The 19371-nt window shown below is 70.9% G+C and carries 18 protein-coding genes; 4 read left to right on the top strand and 14 right to left on the bottom strand.

What is annotated here, in order from left to right; translation table 11 throughout:
* Positions 1-62 precede the first annotated feature (62 nt).
* Positions 63-554 carry a hypothetical protein gene (locus DEJ32_RS04480; protein WP_110900434.1) on the top strand — a complete coding sequence of 164 codons (492 nt, stop codon included), beginning with the start codon at positions 63-65 and terminating at the stop codon, positions 552-554.
* Positions 555-750: 196 nt separating this feature from the next.
* Here the strand turns inward: DEJ32_RS04480 and DEJ32_RS04475 are convergent, their stop codons facing one another.
* The 7 genes from DEJ32_RS04475 to DEJ32_RS04450 form a co-directional block, all read right to left on the bottom strand.
* On the bottom strand, positions 751-2607 hold the full coding sequence (locus tag DEJ32_RS04475) for a glycerol-3-phosphate dehydrogenase/oxidase (RefSeq protein ID WP_110900474.1): 1857 nt from the start codon (positions 2605-2607) through the stop codon (positions 751-753).
* Positions 2608-2670: 63 nt separating this feature from the next.
* A complete protein-coding gene (locus tag DEJ32_RS04470; protein ID WP_110889250.1) occupies positions 2671-3789 on the bottom strand; it encodes a GuaB3 family IMP dehydrogenase-related protein in 1119 nt (372 codons plus the stop codon).
* A 54-nt stretch (positions 3790-3843) separates the two neighbouring features.
* Positions 3844-4020, bottom strand: a complete 177-nt coding sequence (locus DEJ32_RS16140; protein ID WP_181419459.1) for a hypothetical protein — start codon at positions 4018-4020, stop codon at positions 3844-3846.
* A 357-nt stretch (positions 4021-4377) separates the two neighbouring features.
* A complete protein-coding gene (locus DEJ32_RS04465; protein ID WP_110824196.1) occupies positions 4378-5241 on the bottom strand; it encodes an ABC transporter ATP-binding protein in 864 nt (287 codons plus the stop codon).
* On the bottom strand, positions 5238-6200 hold the full coding sequence (locus tag DEJ32_RS04460; RefSeq protein WP_110824197.1) for an ABC transporter ATP-binding protein: 963 nt from the start codon (positions 6198-6200) through the stop codon (positions 5238-5240). Before DEJ32_RS04460 ends, DEJ32_RS04465 begins: the two co-directional genes overlap by 4 nt.
* The gene (locus DEJ32_RS04455) at positions 6193-7179 is read right to left on the bottom strand and encodes a branched-chain amino acid ABC transporter permease (RefSeq protein WP_110824198.1); all 987 of its coding nucleotides are present in this window, start codon (positions 7177-7179) and stop codon (positions 6193-6195) included. Before DEJ32_RS04455 ends, DEJ32_RS04460 begins: the two co-directional genes overlap by 8 nt.
* Before the next feature lie 12 nt (positions 7180-7191).
* Entirely contained in the window at positions 7192-8520 is a 1329-nt protein-coding gene (locus DEJ32_RS04450) for a branched-chain amino acid ABC transporter permease (RefSeq protein WP_110900433.1), read from the bottom strand.
* Positions 8521-8883: 363 nt separating this feature from the next.
* Here DEJ32_RS04450 and guaB point away from each other — a divergent pair, with 363 nt between their 5' ends.
* Positions 8884-10386: an IMP dehydrogenase gene (gene guaB / locus DEJ32_RS04445; RefSeq protein WP_110824200.1), complete on the top strand. Its 1503-nt coding sequence runs from the start codon at positions 8884-8886 to the stop codon at positions 10384-10386.
* 85 nt (positions 10387-10471) lie between these two features.
* On the opposite strand, the gene DEJ32_RS04440 is transcribed toward guaB, so the two are convergent.
* Positions 10472-11290, bottom strand: coding sequence for an SDR family oxidoreductase (locus DEJ32_RS04440; protein ID WP_110900432.1), 819 nt, complete (start codon positions 11288-11290; stop codon positions 10472-10474).
* 249 nt (positions 11291-11539) lie between these two features.
* On the opposite strand from DEJ32_RS04440, the gene DEJ32_RS04435 reads away from it, so the two are divergent.
* Positions 11540-12877 (top strand): ABC transporter substrate-binding protein, encoded by a 1338-nt coding sequence (locus DEJ32_RS04435; RefSeq protein ID WP_110824202.1) that lies wholly within the window; start codon positions 11540-11542, stop codon positions 12875-12877.
* Positions 12878-13126: 249 nt separating this feature from the next.
* Here the strand turns inward: DEJ32_RS04435 and rarD are convergent, their stop codons facing one another.
* Together rarD and groES are read right to left on the bottom strand one after the other, a co-directional pair.
* Positions 13127-14080: an EamA family transporter RarD gene (gene rarD / locus DEJ32_RS04430; protein ID WP_110900431.1), complete on the bottom strand. Its 954-nt coding sequence runs from the start codon at positions 14078-14080 to the stop codon at positions 13127-13129.
* Positions 14081-14202: 122 nt separating this feature from the next.
* Positions 14203-14499, bottom strand: a complete 297-nt coding sequence (gene groES / locus DEJ32_RS04425; RefSeq protein WP_110824204.1) for a co-chaperone GroES — start codon at positions 14497-14499, stop codon at positions 14203-14205.
* A gap of 158 nt (positions 14500-14657) precedes the next feature.
* On the opposite strand from groES, the gene DEJ32_RS04420 reads away from it, so the two are divergent.
* Positions 14658-15860 (top strand): class I SAM-dependent methyltransferase, encoded by a 1203-nt coding sequence (locus DEJ32_RS04420; RefSeq protein WP_110900430.1) that lies wholly within the window; start codon positions 14658-14660, stop codon positions 15858-15860.
* A 114-nt stretch (positions 15861-15974) separates the two neighbouring features.
* Here DEJ32_RS04420 and DEJ32_RS04415 read toward each other — a convergent pair whose 3' ends face one another.
* From DEJ32_RS04415 to tsaB, 4 genes are all read right to left on the bottom strand, one after another.
* Entirely contained in the window at positions 15975-16934 is a 960-nt protein-coding gene (locus tag DEJ32_RS04415) for a DUF4190 domain-containing protein (protein ID WP_110900429.1), read from the bottom strand.
* Between the two features lie 98 nt (positions 16935-17032).
* Entirely contained in the window at positions 17033-18088 is a 1056-nt protein-coding gene (tsaD, locus tag DEJ32_RS04410) for a tRNA (adenosine(37)-N6)-threonylcarbamoyltransferase complex transferase subunit TsaD (RefSeq protein ID WP_110900428.1), read from the bottom strand.
* On the bottom strand, positions 18075-18614 hold the full coding sequence (rimI, locus tag DEJ32_RS04405; protein WP_258368132.1) for a ribosomal protein S18-alanine N-acetyltransferase: 540 nt from the start codon (positions 18612-18614) through the stop codon (positions 18075-18077). The genes tsaD and rimI overlap by 14 nt, the downstream gene beginning before the upstream one ends.
* Positions 18611-19231 (bottom strand): tRNA (adenosine(37)-N6)-threonylcarbamoyltransferase complex dimerization subunit type 1 TsaB, encoded by a 621-nt coding sequence (gene tsaB, locus DEJ32_RS04400; RefSeq protein WP_110900427.1) that lies wholly within the window; start codon positions 19229-19231, stop codon positions 18611-18613. The genes rimI and tsaB overlap by 4 nt, the downstream gene beginning before the upstream one ends.
* Positions 19232-19371: the final 140 nt, after the last annotated feature.

The following is a 19371-nucleotide window of genomic DNA, read 5'->3' as shown; positions in this document are numbered from 1 at the left end:
TTCTCCACAGGTCATCCCGGCGGTGGACGCGGCGGTCCACCCCGCCTGGCGAGGATGGCTGGATGACCTCCAAGACCGTCGTCGCCGTGTCCGGCGCGCTCGTCGTCACCGCCTACGCCGCTCTGCTGGCGGTGAACGCCCTCGTCCTCGACCCGCTCGCCGCGGTGCCGGGGAAGTCGCTGTCGGAGATCTACGCCACCGTCGACGCGATGGGCATGAACTCCCGGCAGGACGTCGTCGGTGTGCTGGTGACGGCCGGCATCGGCGTGGTCCTCGCCGTCGGCTTCGCGATCGCGGCGATCTGGAAGGAGATCCCCGTACCGGTGGCCCTCGTCTGCCACCTCGCCTTGGTCGCGTGCGGCGCCGGCCCCGTCTTCCAGTCGGGCTTCTTCCTCGGCATGGACGTCGCGGACTCCTTCGGGGTGTCCGGCGGCGCGCACGGCATGGGCGCCGCTGTGCTCTACGGCACGAGCCTCGCGGCCCTCGTCGCGATCCCGGCGGTCCTGTTCCTGACGATGGTGCAGACCCTCCGCCGCGCCCGCGCCGCCGCGTAGCCACCCGCGGCGGCGCGACGACGGCGTCGACGCGCAGCCGCAGCCCGTCGGCGCAGAACGCGGCCGCCGACCGTGCGTGGGGGCGAACGGGAGGCCCGCCCCCAGCTGGTCCCCGGACCCGCGCCGGCCGGTCCCGGACCGACGCACCAGCGGCACGTCCTCGGCCCAGGGTGGGGAGCCTCCCGTCCGGCCCGCGTCAGCTGGGCTCGGTCGTCTTCTCGCCCACGACCTGCTCGTCGGACGCCGTCGCCCCCTCGGCGCCGTCGCTCCGGCCGCCGCCGACGACGACGTCGTCCTCCTCGAACCCGAACGCGATGTCCGGCGCCTCGAGCCGCACGCGGTCAGCGGACTCGTCGTCGGGCTGCAGCTGCGACTCCCGCTCCGCGGCCACCCGCTTGAGGTAGTTCGACACCTCGTTCTCGGTGGTCTCCTGGTCCCAGCCGAGCACGTCCGCCATGAGCCGCGCGGCCACCGGCGCCGCGGATTCGCCGCGGTCCCAGGCCTCGATGGAGATGCGGGTGCGGCGGGCGAGGACGTCCTCCAGGTGCAGGGCACCCTCGTGCGAGGCCGCGTACACGACCTCGGCCCCGATGTAGTCGTCGGCACCGGGCAACGGCTCGGCGAGCGAGGGGTCCTCCCGCACGAGCTGCAGCACCTCGGTCGCCAGGGTGCCGTACCGGTTGAGCAGGTGCTCGATCCGGACCTTGTGCACGCCGAACGTCTTCGCGGTGCGGGCCCGCTTGTTCCCCGCGGCCGGGTAGCCCTCGGCGCCGAGCAGCGGGATGTCCTGCGTCGTCGACTCCGGGATCCTGCCGTCCATCGCTGCGGCGGCCTCGTCGATGGCGTCCTTGCCCATCACGCGGTAGGTCGTCCACTTGCCACCGGCGACGACCACGAGGCCCGGGGCCGTGTGTGCGACGACGTGCTCGCGGCTGAGCTTCGACGTGGCCTCGGACTCCCCCGCCAGGAGCGGTCGGAGACCGGCGTAGACGCCCTCGACGTCCTCGCGGGTGAGCGGCACGGCGAGCACCTTGTTGACGTGTTCGAGGATGTAGTCGATGTCCGCCGCGGTCGCCGCCGGGTGCGCCTTGTCGAGGTACCAGTCGGTGTCGGTCGTGCCGATCAGCCAGTGGCGGCCCCACGGGATGACGAACAGGACGCTCTTCTCGGTGCGGAGGATCATGCCCGAGTTCGACTGGAACCGGTCGCGCGGGACGACGAGGTGCACGCCCTTCGACGCACGCACCTTGAACTGCCCGCGGGTGCCGACCATCGCCTGGGTGTCGTCGGTCCAGACACCCGTCGCGTTGACGACCTGCTTCGCCCGGATGTCGAAGTGCTCACCGGTCTGGATGTCGTGCGCGTGCGCCCCGACGACCCGCTCCCCGACCTTGATGAAGCCCTCGATCCGGACCCGCGAGGCAGCGTGTGCGCCGTACGAGGCCGCCGTGCGGACGAGTGCGGCCACGTAGCGGGCGTCGTCGACCTGGGCGTCGTAGTAGGTCATGCCGCCGACGAACGCGTCCTTCTTCAGGGACGGCATCGAGCGGAGCACCTGCGTGCGGGTGAGGTGGCGGTGGTGCGGCACGCCGGGCGGACGTCCGCCGGACCAGCTGAAGACGTCGTACATCGCCATGCCGATGCCGATGTAGAAGCGCTCCCAGACCCGGTGGTTGAGCGGGTACAGGAAGCGGACCGGCTTGACCAGGTGCGGGGCGATGCGCTGGAGCAGCAGGCCGCGTTCGATGAGGGCCTCGCGGACGAGCGTGAAGTTGAGCTGCTCGAGGTACCGGATGCCACCGTGCACGAGCTTCGACGACCGGCTGGACGTGCCCGAGCCCCAGTCGCGGGCCTCCACGATCCCGACCGACAGGCCCCGGGTGACGGCGTCGAGTGCGGCACCACCGCCGACGATGCCGCCGCCGACGACCAGGACGTCGAGCTCCCGGGTCTTCAGGGTCTCGATCGCGGCCTCGCGCTCGTCCGGGCCGAGCTTCGTCGCGGGGTCGAACCCCGCGGTGCTCGACGCACCGTTCGTGACCGTCGTTGTCATGATCGCCTCCATCGCCGTCCGGCGCCGGAGCAGCGCCCGCGGATCGTCCACGGGCGCACCGCGTCAGCGGTGGTAGGGCGCCACGACCACTTCTACTCGCTGGAACTCCTTGACGTCGGAGTACCCGGTCGTCGCCATCGACCGACGCAGGGCGCCGACCAGGTTGGCGCGGCCGTCCCACGACGGGGTCGGGCCGTTCAGGATGCTCTCGAGCGAGCCGATGGTGCCGACCTCGACGCGACGGCCGCGGGGCAGCTCGGGGTGATGCGCTTCGGCACCCCAGTGGAAGCCACCGCCCGGGGCCTCTGACGCGCGGGCCAGTGCGGTGCCGAGCATGACGGCGTCGGCCCCCATCGCGATCGCCTTGACGACGTCCCCGGCGGTGTCGAGACCGCCGTCCGCGATGACGTGCACGTACCGTCCGCCGGACTCGTCCATGTAGTCGCGGCGAGCGCCGGCGACGTCGGCGACCGCGGTGGCCATGGGTGCGTGGATGCCGAGCGCGGCACGCGTGGTCGACGCCGCGCCCCCGCCGAAGCCGACGAGCACGCCCGCGGCACCGGTGCGCATGAGGTGCAGGGCCGCCGTGTAGGTGGAGGCACCGCCGACGATCACCGGGACGTCGAGCTCGTAGATGAACTTCTTGAGGTTGAGCGGCTCGGTGTTCTGCGACACGTGCTCGGCGCTGACCGTCGTGCCGCGGATGACGAACAGGTCGACACCGGCGTCCACGACCGTCTGCGAGAACTCCTGCGTGCGCTGCGGGCTGAGCGAGCCGGCGACCGGGACGCCGGCGGCACGGATCTCGGCCAGACGGCGGGTGATCAGCTCGGCCTTGACCGGCTCGGCGTAGATCTCCTGCATGCGCTTCGTGACGTTGCCGTCGGTCAGCGTGCGGATCTCGGCGAGGTACGGCTCCGGGTCCTCGTAGCGGGTCCACAGGCCCTCGAGGTCGAGGACCCCGAGGACGCCGAGACGCCCCATCTCGATGACGGTCGCGGGCGAGGCGACGGAGTCCATCGGCGCGGACAGGATCGGCGACTCGAAGGTGAACGCGTCGATCGACCACTGGACGTTGACGTCCCGCGGGTCACGCGTCCGCCGCGAGGGGACCACCGCGATGTCGTCGAACGCGTACGCCCGACGTCCGCGCTTGCCTGCACCGATCTCGACTTCGCTCACCCGGCAACCCTACCGGGCGGGGTGTGCGGGTGGCACGGCCGGACGGTCGGCGGGTCAGCGCGTGCGACGTCGGCGGAGCACCCGGAGCGTGAGCCCGAGCAGCAGTGCCAGCACGATGAGCACGACGAGGAGTGCGGCGGCGACCTTCACGAGCAGGGCCGCGCCGACGAAGAGCACGACGAACACCACCCACACGAGGGCGTCCATCGCCCGGGCCGAGAAGCGTTCCACGCTGGAACGGTACCCGACGCGCCGGAGGCGGGACGGGCCTCCCGGCCGGACGGGAGGCACGGGGCGCTCCCGCAGACACGCGCGTCTGCGCGAGACGCCGCCGAGTGCGCGAGACGCCGCCGGAACCGGTGGCGTCTCACCGCTCCGGCGGTGTCTCGGGTGAGACACCGGCGTCTCGATGCGACACCGGCGTCTCGATGCGACACCGGCGTCTCCGGGAGACACCGGGTGTCCCGTTCCGACACCGGCGTCCGCCCGCGGCACGAGAGCGGGGCCGTGCGGCGCGCAAGCGCAGCCAGCACGGCCCCGTCCGTCGCGGATGCTGCCCCCACAGCGGCACCCGCGGTGTCGACGACCCTACTTCGTGGCGTCGACGTCCTTGGCGAGCGTCCCGAGGTAGAGCTCGATGACCTTCGGGTCGTCGGCGAGCTCCTTCCCGGTGCCCGAGTACGCGTTCCGCCCCTGGTCGAGGACGTAGCCGCGGTCGCAGATCTGCAGGCACCGGCGGGCGTTCTGCTCGACCATGATCACGGACACGCCGGCCTTGTTGATGCGGCGGGTGCGGATGAAGGTCTCGTCCTGCCGCACCGGCGACAGGCCGGCGGAGGGCTCGTCGAGCAGCAGCACCTTCGGGTCCATCATGAGCGCCCGTGCCATCGCGACCGACTGCCGCTCACCACCGGAGAGCGACCCGGCGCGCTGGCCCTTGCGCTGTCCGAGCACGGGGAACAGGTCGTAGATGACCTCGAGCCGCTCGGCGAACTTCTTCGGGCGCAGGTACAGCCCCATCTGCAGGTTCTCCTCGATGGAGAGCGAGGGGAAGACGTTGTTCGTCTGCGGGACGAAGCCGACCCCGGCCTGCACGAGCTTGTTCGCCTTGAGGTTCGTGATGTCCTCGCCCTGCAGCGTGACCGAGCCCTCGCGGATGTTCACGAGGCCGAAGAGCGCCTTGAGGAGCGTCGACTTGCCGGCGCCGTTCGGGCCGATGATGCCGATGAGCTCGCCCGGGTAGCAGACCAGGTCGCACCCGTTGAGGATGTTGACACCCGGCAGGTAGCCGGCGACGAGGTTGTCGGCACGCATGACCGGCTCGCGGTCCTGCACCGCGGTGGCGCCGCCGGTCGCGGCACGCGGGGTCGTGCTGCCCGGGGTGACGGCCACCGCTGCCGGCTCCGCACTGGAGGCCCGGTCCGCGCCGGTGCCGTTCGTCGCGTCCGTCATCGGGTCGCCTTCCCTTCGTCGGCGGCGTCCGCCGCGTCCTCTTCTGCGACCTCGTCGGCGAGTTCCTCGTAGGTCTCCTCGGTGAGGAGCGAGTCGTCACCGAGGTCGGTGTCGTGGTGGGCGCCGAGGTAGGCGTCGATCACGGCCTGGTCGTCCATGACGGTGGCGGCCGGGCCCTCGGCGACGACCTTGCCCTCGGCCATCACGACGACCCAGTCCGAGATGTGCCGGACCATGTGCATGTCGTGCTCGACGAAGAGCACCGTCATGCCGTCGTCGCGGAGGGACTGGATGTGCCCGAGCAGCGACTGCGTCAGCGCCGGGTTCACGCCGGCCATCGGCTCGTCGAGCATGATCATCGTCGGGTCGGACATGAGCGCGCGGGCCATCTCGAGGAGCTTCCGCTGGCCGCCCGAGAGCGATCCGGCGTAGTCGTCCTTCTTCTCGAGGAGCTTGAAGCGGGCGAGGAGGTCCTCGGCCTTCGCCGTGATCTCCTGCTCACGCTTCCGCCACAGCGGGCTGACCAGCGCGGCGAAGAAGTTCTCGCCCGGCTGGTCCTTGGCGCCGAGCAGCATGTTCTGCATCACGGTGAGGCGCGACAGCGCCTTCGTCAGCTGGAACGTGCGGACCATGCCGGCGCGGGCGACCTTCGCGGCCCCGGTGTTGCCGAGCGTCTTCCCGTTGAACTGCCAGCGGGCCTCCTTGCCGCTCGTCGGCTTGTCGAAGCCGGTGAGCAGGTTGAAGAAGGTGGTCTTGCCGGCGCCGTTCGGCCCGATGAGGGCCGTGATGGCACCGCGCTGCACCTCGAGGTGGTCCACGTCGACCGCGGTCATGCCACCGAAGCGGCGGCTGATGTTGTCGACCGTGAGGATGGCGTCCGGCTTCGGCGAACCGGGGGCGTGCTGCACCGCGGTGAGGGCGGTGGGGACGCCGGGCGTGGTTCCGGTGGGTTCAGACACTGAACGTCAGCTCCTTCTTGTTCCCCAGGAGTCCCTGTGGGCGGAAGACGATGAGGAGCATGAGCGCGACACCGACCAGCACGTAGGAGAACTGCTCGGCCTGCTGGGCGCTCATGATCGAGTTCGGGATGAAGTCACCCGCGAGCGTGCGGATGAAGAGACGGACGACGAAGAACAGGATCGCGCCGAGCACCGGTCCGAACACCGTCGCCGCGCCTCCGAGGATGAGCGCTGTCCAGATGAAGAAGGTCATCGAGCGGCCCATGGCGTCCGGCTGCACCGAACTCGGCAGGACGTAGATGACCCCGGCCAGGGCACCGAGCGCGCCACCGAAGACGAGCGCCTGCATCTTGTACGAGTAGACGTTCTTGCCGAGGGAGCGGACCGCGTCCTCGTCCTCGCGGATGGCCTTCACGACACGGCCCCACGGGCTGCGCATGAGCAGGAACAGCACGAGGGTGAACAGGGCGACCAGGCCCCAGCCGACGATGCGGATCCACCAGCCGTTGACGCCGTTGTTCGAGTACGTGAACCACAGGATGGTCGTGGTGCCGTCGGGCAGGAAGCTCAGCGCGTTGAACGGCTCGCGGTAGCTCGAGCCGGTGATGCCGTTCGAGCCACCGGTGGTGTCGGTGAGCAGACTCGATCGGCCGACCATGCGGATGATCTCGGCACCGGAGATCGTCACGATCGCCAGGTAGTCCCCGCGCAACCGCAGGGTCGGGATGCCGAGGATGACCGCGAAGACGATCGCGATGGCCAGGGCGATGAGCACCGCGAGCCCGACGGGCAGGCCGTTCGAGATCGAGATCGCGAACCCGTAGGCGCCGAGCAGCAGGAACGCCGCCTGGCCCATGTTGACCAGGCCGGTGAGCCCGAAGTGCACGTTGAGGCCGATCGCCGCGAGCGCGAACGCCGCGGTCGTCGGCGCGAGGGCCTCCTGCGTCAGCGAGGTGAGCAGGGTGAGGATGTAGTCCATGCGGGTGCTCCCTTAGCCGATCCGCTCGGCACGGCCGAAGATGCCCTGCGGCCGGAACAGCAGGATGAGGATGAGGATGACGAGGGCGGTGGCGTACTTGAAGTCACCGGGCAGCACCAGGTTCGTGAGCTCCACGACGATGCCGATGATCATCGAGCCGACGAGCGCGCCGTAGGCCGTCCCGAGACCGCCGAGGGTCACCGAGGCGAACATGAGCAGCAGCAGCTGGAGACCGGTCTGCCAGTTCACGCCGTTCAGCACGAGGCCGAGCATCACACCGGACAGACCGGCGAGACCGGCGGCGAGCGTCCACACGAAGCGGATCACGCGGTCGACGTCGATGCCCGAGGCCGCGGCGAGCGCCGGGTTGTCGGACACCGCGCGGGTGGCACGTCCGAAGCGCGTCTTCCCGAGGAACAGCCCCGTGCCGACGAGCACGACGAGCGCGATCCCCATCGCGACGTACGACTGCACCGTCAGCGTGATGCCGGCGAACGTCACCGTCTCCGGGTTGCCCTGCTGGATGCGGACGGTCGATGCCCCGAAGAAGTACTGGAAGGCGTACTGGGCGGCGATCGAGAGACCGATCGTCACGATCATGAGCTGCGTGAGGCTGATCCGGCGCTTCCGCAGGGGCTTCCAGATGCCCGCGTCCTGCAGGTACCCGGTCGCGGCACAGAGCAGCACGGTCACCAGCCCGGCGAGCCAGATGTTCCATCCGAGCTGGTTCGCGAAGACGTAGGCGAGGAGGCCACCGAGGGTCACCTGCTCACCGTGGGAGAAGCTGGACAGGCCGGTCGTCCCGTAGATGAGCGACAGGCCGATCGAGGCGAGGGCGATGAGGAGTCCGAGGCGGATGCCGGAGGCGAACTGCTGCCAGAACCGTGCCGCGGTGACGCTCGTGGCGCCGGTGTCGGTGATCGCGCCCTCCTGGTCGGAGAGCTGGAAGATCGTGCCGGCGTTGGCGTTCAGGTTGCCCTGCACGGTGCGCTCGGCGTCCTTCGCGTCGGTGAGGTACTGCCCCTTCGGCAGCGAGTCCTGGTCGACCTTGACCGTGTAGGACCCGGCCTCCGAGATGCTGACCGACCAGCGGCCGTCGGCGTTCGTCGTCGAGGACCCCGTGAACGAGCCGGGGCCGGTGACGTCGACGTCGACTCCCGAGGCGGGCTCCCGCTCCGAGTCGAGGATCGTGCCCTGGATGCAGCCGTTCGTCGTGCTGACCACGCAGGGCCCGGTGCTCGCCGGTGCGCTGCTGGCGGAGGGGCTGCTGGTCGCTGCGCCGGCGACGGGCGAGAGCACCACGTCGACGGCGAAGGTGGCCAGGAAGGCGAGGAAGAGCACGGCGGCGAGGACCAGGCGACGACGGCCTGGTGCCCCGCGGCGGAGTCGGCGCGCCAGCGCTGACCCCGGCGGAGTGATGGAACCCACGGATGAGCCTCTCGTTCGGATAGTCGAGGACCCTAGGGATTTTTTGTGTCCCCCGTGTTTCCGGCACGTTCCCTGCACAAATCGTGCCGCAACCGTGACCTTGCACAGGCGAGTCGATTTGCGTTCGCGCGGAGAAGCCTCCCGTCCGGCCGGTACAGCGACCGATCCCGCCGCCAGGAATGGCGCCTGCGTCGCGCGCGTTACCATGTCCCATCGAGAGCCCACCGGTGCGTTCCCGGTACTGACACCCGTTCACCTCGCCCACGAAGGGGACCCATGGACCAGCCGGATCCGTTCGGATTCATCGGACTCACGTACGACGACGTCATGCTCCTGCCGGGGCACACCGACGTCATCCCGAGCGAGGCGTCCACGACGTCCCGGCTCACCAAGCGGATCTCGGTCAACGTGCCGCTGCTCTCCGCGGCCATGGACACCGTCACCGAGTCGCGCATGGCCATCGCCATGGCACGCCAGGGCGGCATCGGGATCCTGCACCGCAACATGTCCATCGAGGACCAGGCCGCCTACGTGGACAAGGTGAAGCGCTCCGAGTCGGGCATGATCACCAACCCGGTGACCACCAGCCCGGACGCCACCGTCGCCGACGTGGACGCGCTCTGCGGGCAGTTCCGCGTCTCCGGCCTGCCGGTCGTCGAGGCCGACGGCACGCTCGTGGGCATCATCACGAACCGTGACATGCGCTTCGTCGCACCGTTCGAGATGTCGAGCACGCTCGTGCGTGACGTCATGACGAAGGCCCCGCTCATCACGGCGCTCGAGGGCATCGACCCCGAAGAGGCGATCGCCATCTTCGCGCAGCACAAGATCGAGAAGCTGCCGCTGGTGGACGCCGACGGCAAGCTCCGCGGGCTCATCACCGTCAAGGACTTCGACAAGAGCGAGAAGTACCCGGACGCCACGAAGGACGAGGAAGGCCGACTGCGCGTCGGTGCCGCCATCGGCTTCTTCGGCGATGCCTGGCAGCGCGCCGAGGCCCTCCGCGACGCCGGGGTCGACGTGCTCGTCGTCGACACCGCGAACGGCGAGAGCGAAGGCGTGCTCGACATGGTCCGCCGCATCAAGGCCGACTCGTCGTTCGACGGCATCGACGTCATCGGCGGCAACGTCGCGACCCGTGCCGGTGCGCAGGCGCTCATCGACGCCGGTGTCGACGCCGTCAAGGTCGGCGTCGGCCCGGGCTCGATCTGCACCACCCGCGTGGTCGCCGGTGTCGGCGTGCCGCAGGTGACCGCCGTGTACGAGGCCTCCCTCGCCGCACGCGAGGCCGGCGTCCCGATCATCGCCGACGGCGGCCTGCAGTACTCGGGCGACATCGCGAAGGCCCTCGTCGCGGGCGCGGACACCGTCATGCTCGGCTCGCTCCTCGCCGGCACCGACGAGTCCCCGGGCGACCTGGTGTTCGTCGGCGGCAAGCAGTTCAAGGCGTACCGCGGGATGGGCTCCCTCGGGGCGCTGCAGACCCGCGGCAAGAAGACGTCGTACTCGAAGGACCGCTACTTCCAGGCGGACGTCCCCTCGGACGAGAAGCTCATCCCCGAGGGCATCGAGGGCCAGGTGCCCTACCGCGGTTCGGTCGGCAACGTCGTCTACCAGCTCGTCGGCGGGCTGCGGCAGTCGATGTTCTACGTCGGCGGCCGGACGATCCCGGAGCTGAAGGCCCGCGGCAAGTTCGTCCGCATCACCGCGGCCGGGCTGAAGGAGTCGCACCCGCACGACGTCCAGATGGTGGTCGAGGCGCCGAACTACCGCGGCTGACCCCCGGTTCGACAGAACACGACGAGGGCGGCCCCGCGCAACGAGACACCGTTGTGCGGGGCCGCCCTCGTCGCTTCGTCCGGGACTACGCGCTCCGCCAGTCGTCCGACGTGATGTGGCTGCCGCCGTGCGGGCCCATCTGGAGCATGCCGCCGTCGACGGGCAGCGACACGCCGGTGATGTACGACGACGCGGGCGAGGCCAGGAACGCCACGGCGGCCGCGATCTCCCACGCGTTGCCCGGACGGCCGAGCGGCACCCCGGGACGGGAGATCGTGTGCGGGTCCTCGTCCTCGGCGCCGGTCATCCGGGTCGCGATCTCCCCCGGTGCGACTGCGTTCGCGGTGATGCCGTGCGACGCCAGCTCGATCGCGATCGTCTTGAGCAGACCGCCGAGCCCGTGCTTCGCGGCGTCGTACGCGCTGGAGCCGTACCGCGGCTGGTGCTCGTGCACGCTCGTGATGCCGATGATCCGGCCGCCGGTGCCCTGCGCGACCATGCGACGAGCGGCTGCCTGGATCGTGACGAAGGCCCCGTCGAGGTCGGTCGCGACGGTGTGCCGCCACTGGTCGAGCGTCAGGTCGAGGAACGGAGCGTTGTCGCCCGTGCCCGCGTCGGCGACGATGACGTCGACCCCGCCGAGTTGGGACACGAGGCCGTCGATGACCGCGCCCGCCCGCTCGAGGTCGGTCACGTCGAGCTGCGCCACGTACGCCTGTCGCCCGGCGGCGCGGACCTCGGCCGCGGTCTCCTCGGCCCGGTCGGGCTCGGACAGGTAGGTGATCCCGACGTCCATGCCGGCGGCCGCCAGCGCGACCGCGGTGGCCTTGCCGATGCCCGACTCCGAGCCGGTGACGATGGCCCGCGTGGGCCGGAAGACGGTGGTGGAAGATGTGTCGTTCATGTCTGCGGAACGTACGCCGGGCCTCCAGGACGACCGTCCGGGACCACGGAGACCGTCCAGACGGACTCCTGATCAGGGGTTCCGGTGAGGCCGCTCAGAAGTGTCACGGGTATGTAACGAAACACCCAGGTGTGTACTTCCGTCACACGGGCGAAACACATCGACCCTAGTTTTCTCCTCAATCCCACGCGGAGACGCCGCGCTCGACCCGATGCGGTAGGGCCTCCGCGCAGAGAAAGGGTTCCACGGATGATCAGAACCACCCGCGCCACCACGGCGCTGGCACTGGCGGGAGCGGCAGCGGTGCTCCTCGTCGGCTGCTCCACCTCGAGCAACGCCGGTGACGGCGCGTCCGAGTCGGCCAAGGCCGGCGGCGCGAAGAAGGACCCGGCCGCGAGCTGCGAGGCCCCCTCGTCGCCCAGCACCGACCCGCTGAAGATCGGTACGATCCTGCCGCTGACCGGGTCGCTGGCCTACCTCAACCCGCCGGCCGAGTCCGGCGTCGGCCTCGCCGTCGAGGACATCAACGCCGCGGGTGGTGTGCTCGACGAGGACGTCACCATCGACCCCGCCACCGACTCCGGCGACAGCAACGACATGACCGTGTCGAGCTCCGCCGCGACGAAGCTCGTGGACGCGAAGGTCCCGGTCGTCATCGGTGCCGAGTCGTCCTCCGTCACGCTCAACGTGATCGACCAGCTCACGAGCAACTGCATGGTGCAGATCTCGCCGGCGAACACGGCGACCGACCTGTCCGGCTACTCGTCGCACTACTACCGCACCGCTCCGCCGGACTCCGTCCAGGGTTCCGCGCTGGGCCAGCTCGTCACGGGTGACGGCAACGCCAAGGTCGCGTTCCTCGTCTTCAACGACACGTACGGCACCGGCCTCCGCAACTCCGTCCAGGAGGCCGTCGAGTCCGCCGGTGGCCAGGTCGTCTACGGCGCCAAGGGCAAGGGGCAGGAGTTCCCGCCCGGACAGACCACGTTCTCGTCCGAGGTGACCGCAGCACTCGCGACCGAGCCCGACGCGATCGTCGTGCTGGCCTTCGACGAGACGAAGTCGATCATTCCCGAGCTCGTCTCGCAGGGGAACAAGGCGAAGATCTACATGTCCGACGGCAACACGGCGGACTACTCGAAGGACTTCGACAAGGGCACCCTCGAGGGCGCGCAGGGCACCATCCCCGGTGCCAGCCCGAAGGACGACCTGAAGAAGCGCCTCGTCGACTTCTACAAGAAGTCCTCGAACAAGGACCTCGCCGACTTCTCGTACGCGGCCGAGTCCTACGACGCCACCACCCTCGCCGCCCTCGCCGCGGTGAAGGGCAAGGGCACCGACTCCGGCACGATCCAGGCCAACATGGCTGCGGTCTCCGGGGCCGACGGCGGCACCGAGTGCTCGACGTTCAAGGACTGCAAGGACCTCCTCGACGACGGTGAGGACATCCACTACACCGGTCCGTCCGGCATCGGTCCGTTCGACTCCAAGAACGACCCGTCGAGCGCCTACATCGGCATCTACAAGTTCGACGGCGACAACAAGCCCGTGTACCAGAGCGCCATCCAGGGCTCGGTCTCGAAGTAACACCCGCACGACCGACGGCCCCCGGGAGCAGCTGCTCCCGGGGGCCGTTCGCGTGGGCGGGGCATGCGGGCGGCTCGGCTGCGGGCGGGAGCGCGGAGACACCGGCGTCAGCACGTCACGCCGCCGAACGGTCGAGACGACGCGGAACAACGCGGCGTCTCGACATCGAAGCGGCGTCAGGGACAGACAGGCGCGTCCCGCAGGCGCGACTCGCTCGCCGGCCGGGAGGCCCGCACCGCCCCCGTCAGTTCAGGCCGGCTCGGGTACGGCGTCGGGTCGCGCACCCCGCCGCGCAGCGGTGAACGAGTCGACGGTGAGCAGCACGAGCGCCGACCAGACGATCCCGAAGCCGATCCACCGCGAGACCGACATCGGCTCGTGCTGCACGAGCACCCCCACGAGCAGCTGCATCACGGGTGCGAGGTACTGCGTCAGCCCGAGGGTCGACAGGCTCACCCGACGGGCCGAGGACGCGAAGAGCAGGAGCGGCACCGCGGTCGCCGGCCCGGTGAGCACCGTGACGAGGGTGTGCACCCAGCCCTCGCTCGTGAACGTGACCCCGCCGCCGAGCCCGGTGACGCCGAGCACGACGAGCGCCCCCACCGCAAGCGGGAGCAACCACACGGTCTCGATCGTCAGCCCGCTGAGTGCGTCGACCGTGCCGCCCACGCGCTTCTTCACGAGACCGTACGTCCCGAACGAGAACGCCAGCGCCAGTGCGATCCACGGCATCCGTCCGTACCCGACCGCGATGACGACGACGGCCAGGACGCTGACGCCGACGGCGGTCCACTGCAGGGGTCGGAGGCGTTCGCGGAGGACCACCACGCCGAGCGCGATCGTGACGAGCGGGTTGATGAAGTAGCCGAGCGCCGCCTCGACGGTGTGCCCCGTGGTGGTCGCGAGCACGTACACGGTCCAGTTCACCAGGATGAGCCCGGCGGCGATGCCCATGATGCCCATCACCCGCGGCTGCACGAGCAGGGACCGGATGCGCAGCCACGAGCGGGTCGCGAGGATGGCCACGGCGCAGAACACCAGGCCGAAGACGATCCGCCACGACACGATCTCGAACGCGCCCGCCGGGGCCATGGCCGCGAAGAGCAGGGGCATGAGTCCCCAGAGCCCGTACGCGACGAGGGCCTGCACCACGCCGACGGATGCCTCGCTGCGCGCCGGACGCGTGGGACTCGGTTCACTCACGGAACCATCCTAGGAAGGCGGACCGACGGACGCGGGCGCACCGGGCCTCCCGGCGGTCACCGCGTCCCCGGGACGACGAACGCCCCGCCGGCCAGGCCGACGGGGCGTTCGTGGAGCAGATGTCAGTTCTCGATGACCGCGAGGACGTCGCGGGCGGAGAGGACGAGGAGGTCCTCACCCGAGTACTTGACCTCGGTGCCGCCGTACTTCGAGTAGATGACCTTGTCGCCGACGGCGACGTCGAGCGGCACGCGGTTGCCGTTGTCGTCGATGCGACCCGGACCCACGGCGACGACCTCGCCCTCCTGGGGCTTCTCCTTCGCGGTGTCCGGGATGACCAGACCGGAAGCGGTGGTCTGCTCCGCCTCCACCTGGCGGATGACGATGCGATCTTCGAGCGGCTTGATGCTGACGGCCACGGTGACCTCTTCTTTCTCGGTACGTGTTCGGTACTGACGAAAACCGGGTTGGCACTTCCCTGGGGAGAGTGCCAACCCCAACTGTAGGACGTCACTGGCACTCGGTCAATCCGAGTGCCAGCGTGCCCCGCTCTGCCCGCACCTGGGAGGATCGGGGCATGGACGCCGCCGAACTGACCCAGCTGCTGACCCCGGCGGGGATGGACCTGCTCGACCGTACGCCCTCGGTCTCGGACGGCGGCGAGATCGTCCGGGTGGTGTCCCGCCTCCGGGCCGAGGGGCACGACCCCGCACTCGTCGCGGCGGTCCTCACCCAGGCGAAGCTCCGGCAGAAGGCCCGCGGCAAGTTCGGTGACTTCGCGGCGCGCATGCTCTTCACCGAGGCCGGGCTCGAACAGGCCACGCGGCTGCAGGTGGCCGCGCAGCACGCCGGACGCTTCGCCGCCGCCGGCCTGCAGCGGGTCGCGGACCTCGGCTGCGGGATCGGCGGGGACGCGCTCGCGATGGCGGCGCTCGACCTCGACGTCACCGCCGTCGACCGGGACGAGGTGACCGCGGCGGTCGCGACGCACAACCTCGCACCGTGGCCGAACGCCCGCGTCGAGCTCGGGGACGCCGCCACGTTCGACGTCAGCTCCGTGGACGGGGTCTGGATGGACCCGGCCCGGCGGACGAGCGGGCACTCGGACACCCGACGACTCGCCGACCCGGACGACTGGTCGCCCTCGCTCGACACCGTCTTCGCCGCCGCGACGACGACCCCGACCGGCGTGAAGCTCGGCCCGGGCGTCGACCGCGACCTGATCCCCGACACCGCCGAGGCGCAGTGGACGTCCGTCGACCGCGAGGTCGTCGAGCTCGCCCTGTGGTTCGGTCCGCTCGCCCGTCCCGGAGTCCGACGTGCAGCGACCGTCATCGGTCCGCACGGCATCGCCGAACTCACGGGAGCCGCCGACGCCGAGGACGTCGAGGTCGGGCCCCTCGGTGCGTACCTCTACGAACCCGACGGCGCCGTCATCCGTGCCCGGCTCATCGGGGACCTGGCGCGGTCGATCGACGGCCGGATGCTCTCCGAGGGCATCGCCTACGTGACGAGCGACCGGGCGGTCGGGACACCGTTCGCGCAGGGGTTCCGCGTGCTCGACACGATGCCACTCGACGTCAAGCGGCTGGCGGCACGACTGGCGGCGGACGACATCGGGACCGTCGAGATCAAGAAGCGCGGAGTGGACGTGGACCCGGCCGAGTTCCGCAAGCGCCTGCGACTGCGCGGGCGGGGTCGCGTCACGCTCGTGCTCACCAGACTGGAGGGCCGCCACACCGCAGTCCTGTGTGAGCGCCTCACCGACGGGGCCGGCTGACCAGTCCGGGTGCTGCGCTGCGCTGCGCGACACACGACGACGGGGCACCGCCGTGGTGGCGGTGCCCCGTCGTCGTCCGGTGCGGTCGTCCTGCGGAGCCGCACGTCGAGCAGGTCAGGCGATGACGGCAGCCGTGCTGCTGGTGTCGTAGCCGTTGTAGTCGTCGTAGCCCCCGTAGTTCGGGTTCTGGGCGGCGAAGACCGCGAACAGGATGAACCCCACGACTCCGATCACGGCCAGCGCGGTGATGATCCAGCCGCCGATGATGCCGGCGAGGGCGAGGCCGCGCCCCTGCTCACCGGTCTGCTTGATGCGTCCGAGGGCGACGTGCCCCATGATCGCGCCGGCGGGGCTGGTCAGGATGGTGAGCGGCCCGAACAGGAGTCCGCCGAAGGCGAAGACGATCGACAGGATCGCGAGCACGCTCGTCTTCTGCTGCTGCCCGTAGGCGTACGGGCTCGAGGCCGCGTACGGGTTGTAGCCGGCCGCGGTTCCTTGCTGGGCGCCGTACGACTGCTGGCCGTACTGCTGCTGGCCGTGGGGCTGCTGGCCGTAGGGCGACTGGCTCGAGGCCTTCTGTCCGCCGTACTGGCTCTGGGACCCCGAGGGGTTCTGCCCGCCGTAGGGGTTCGACGCGCCGTACGGGTTCTGCGAGCCGTACTGGCCCTGCCCGGCCTGCTGCGAGCCGTACTGGTTCGAGCCTGCCTGCTGCGAGCCGTACTGGTTCTGCGAGCCGTACTGGTTCTGCGAGCCGTACTGGTTCTGCGAGCCGTACTGGCCCGCCTGCGAGCCGTACGCCGCGTGCGACCCGGACTGGCCGGGCGTCGCGTACGGGCTCTGCTGCGCGCTGGTCGACTGCCCGGAGGAGGCCGCACGTCCGCTCGGGTCGCCCGCCGGATCCGTGACACCCTGCGCTGCCGACCCCTGGCCGGAGGACGCGAACGGGTCCCGCGCCGCCGGGTCGTGCCCGCGCTCCGGATCGGTCGACGCGGACGCCGCAGGCTGGCTCGACTCCTGACCCGACGCCTGGTCCGGCGTCTCGTCCGGCTTCGATCGGTCGTTCTGATCGGACACGTGTCACCCCTCCCGGTGGCCGGTCGACCACCGGCACCGATCCTCCCACACGGCTCCCTGCGTCGTTCAGGAGCGGGAGCGGCCCGGGCCGGCGCCCGTCAGACCTGGACCGTGGTGACCGGCAGGGTCGAGTCCGCCGCGATGCCGAGGTCGCTCGGGGCGTGCCCCTCGGCGACGAGCCGCGCACCGACAGCGGCGATCATCGCGCCGTTGTCGGTGCAGAGGTCGAACGGCGGGATCCGCAGTGCGACCCCGGCTGCAGCGCAGCGTTCCTCCGCCACCTGCCGCAGCCGCGCGTTCGCGACGACCCCGCCGCCGAGCAGCAGCCGCTCGACACCGGTGTCCCGGCAGGCGGCGAGCGCCTTGGTCAGCAGGACGTCGACGACGGCCTCGCGGAAGCTCGCGGCGACGTCGGCGATGGGGACCTCGCGACCCTCGTCTCGGCAGCGCTCGACCCACCGGGCGACGGCGGTCTTCAGGCCGGAGAACGAGAAGTCGTAGCGGTGTGCCGCCATGTCCTTCGGCAGCGTCAGACCCCGGGGGAACCGGATGGCCGTCGGGTCGCCCTCGGCTGCCGCGCGGTCGATCTGGGGTCCGCCGGGGTACGGCAGGCCGAGGAGCCGGGCGACCTTGTCGAACGCCTCACCCGCGGCGTCGTCGATCGTCTCGCCGAGCAGTTCCACGTCGCCGACCAGGTCCCGGACGAGCAGGAGCGAGGTGTGGCCGCCCGAGACGAGCAACGCCACGGTCGGGAGTTCGATCTCGGAGCCGTCCGTGCGCAGGACGTCCGCGCCGACGTGCCCGACGAGGTGGTTCACGCCGTACAGCGGCTTGCCGGTCGCCACGGCGAGCGCCTTCGCCGCGCCGACACCGACCATGAGCGCGCCCGCGAGCCCCGGCCCGGCGGTGACCGCGACGGCGTCGAGCTCGTCGAGGGTGACCCCGGCCTGCTCGAGCGCCTGGTGCAGGGTCGGCGTCATCGCCTCGAGGTGCGCCCGTGCGGCGACCTCGGGCACGACGCCGCCGTAGCGGGCGTGCTCGTCCATGCTCGACGCGATGACGTTCGCGAGCAGGGTGGTCCCGCGCACGATGCCGACGCCGGTCTCGTCGCACGAGGTCTCGATGCCGAGCACCAGTGGTTCAGCCGCGGTCATCGAGCGCCTCCTGTCCGATCGGTCCGGGTCGAGTGGCGTCCGGCACGAGTTCGGCCCGCATCACCCACGCGTCGACGCCGTCGGGCTGGTAGTACCGCGGCCGGACGGCGATCTGCTCGAACCCGGCCGCCGTGTACATCGCCTGCGCCACGGGGTTGTCCGCGCGGACCTCGAGGAACACCTCGTGCACCCCGCGGCGACGTGCCTCGTCGAGGAGTTCCGTGAACAGCACCCGGCCGAGGCCCTTGCCGCGGTGCTCGGCCGCGACCGCGATGGTCTGCACGTCCGCGACCGGGTTGCCCGGCAGCGAGGACAGCCCGGCGTACCCGACGACCGTCGGTGCCGTGCCCTCGTCGGTGGTCTCGATGACGACGTAGTACCCGTGCGGGGAGTGCAGCTCACCGGACATCTGCGAAGCCGACCAGGCATCCGTCGGGAACGAGACCTGCTCGAGCCACATGACGTCGTCGAGGTCCTGCGGGTGCGCGCGACGGAGCCGCAGTCCGTCGGGCAGCACGGCGGTCACCGGGCCACCCGCTTCGGCGCTCCCGGCATCGTCACGTCGGGTTCGCGCAGGTAGACCGGGGTGTCGGCGGCCAGGGGTGCGCCGGAGGCGAGCCGGTCCGCGGCCAGCACCCCGAGCCTCCCGGCCGGGATGGTCGCGGCCGTCACGCGCCGCCAGTCGACGGCCTCCGGACGGGAGGCCCGCAGCACGTCGTCCAGGTCCGCCGGCTTCGCGAGTCCCGGACCTGCGACGCGCGTGCCGTCGGTGTCGTAGGCGCTCCAGGCGACCTCGCGGCGGCGGGCGTCGGTGAGGACGACGAGCGGCCCGGGCTCCCCCGTCGCGACCGCGTCGTGGCTGACGAGCGGGAGGAACGGGACGGCGCGTGCGGCGGCGAAGGTGCGGGCGGCGGCGATGCCGACGCGGAGGCCGGTGAAGGGGCCGGGACCCATGCCGGCGACGACGCCCGTGACGGCCGACGGGGTGACCCCGGCGGCACGCAGGACCTCGTCGAGGAACGGGCCGATCACCTCGGCGTGCCGGCGGGTGTCGTCGGTCGCGCGCTCGGCGAGGACCTGCCCGGTCGTCGGGTCGACGACGGCGACGGAGGTCCCGGCGGAGGTGTCGATCGCGAGCAGCACCCGTCCATCGTAGGCGCGGTGCCGTGACGGGCCGTTCGTGCTGAGCGACGGTCCGCGGGGCAGCGGCCGCGAACACTGTCGCTCAGCGAGGACCGTGCCCGCCGGCAAGGACGAAGATGGAACTCCCCGACCAGGATCGG

Origin of the sequence: Curtobacterium sp. MCPF17_046 (genome assembly GCF_003224295.1) — a bacterium.
Lineage (GTDB): Bacteria > Actinomycetota > Actinomycetes > Actinomycetales > Microbacteriaceae > Curtobacterium.
This window is presented reverse-complemented; position numbering and strand designations above follow the sequence as displayed.

Bases quoted from the DNA above. Each gene is read 5' to 3' on its own strand.
- DEJ32_RS04480 (WP_110900434.1), top strand. From the start codon at position 63: ATGACCTCCAAGACCGTCGTCGCCGTGTCCGGCGCGCTCGTCGTCACC.
- DEJ32_RS04475 (WP_110900474.1), bottom strand. From the start codon at position 2,607: ATGACAACGACGGTCACGAACGGTGCGTCGAGCACCGCGGGGTTCGAC.
- DEJ32_RS04465 (WP_110824196.1), bottom strand. From the start codon at position 5,241: ATGACGGACGCGACGAACGGCACCGGCGCGGACCGGGCCTCCAGTGCG.
- DEJ32_RS04455 (WP_110824198.1), bottom strand. From the start codon at position 7,179: ATGGACTACATCCTCACCCTGCTCACCTCGCTGACGCAGGAGGCCCTC.
- guaB (WP_110824200.1), top strand. From the start codon at position 8,884: ATGGACCAGCCGGATCCGTTCGGATTCATCGGACTCACGTACGACGAC.
- DEJ32_RS04440 (WP_110900432.1), bottom strand. From the start codon at position 11,290: ATGAACGACACATCTTCCACCACCGTCTTCCGGCCCACGCGGGCCATC.
- DEJ32_RS04435 (WP_110824202.1), top strand. From the start codon at position 11,540: ATGATCAGAACCACCCGCGCCACCACGGCGCTGGCACTGGCGGGAGCG.
- DEJ32_RS04420 (WP_110900430.1), top strand. From the start codon at position 14,658: ATGGACGCCGCCGAACTGACCCAGCTGCTGACCCCGGCGGGGATGGAC.
- tsaD (WP_110900428.1), bottom strand. From the start codon at position 18,088: ATGACCGCGGCTGAACCACTGGTGCTCGGCATCGAGACCTCGTGCGAC.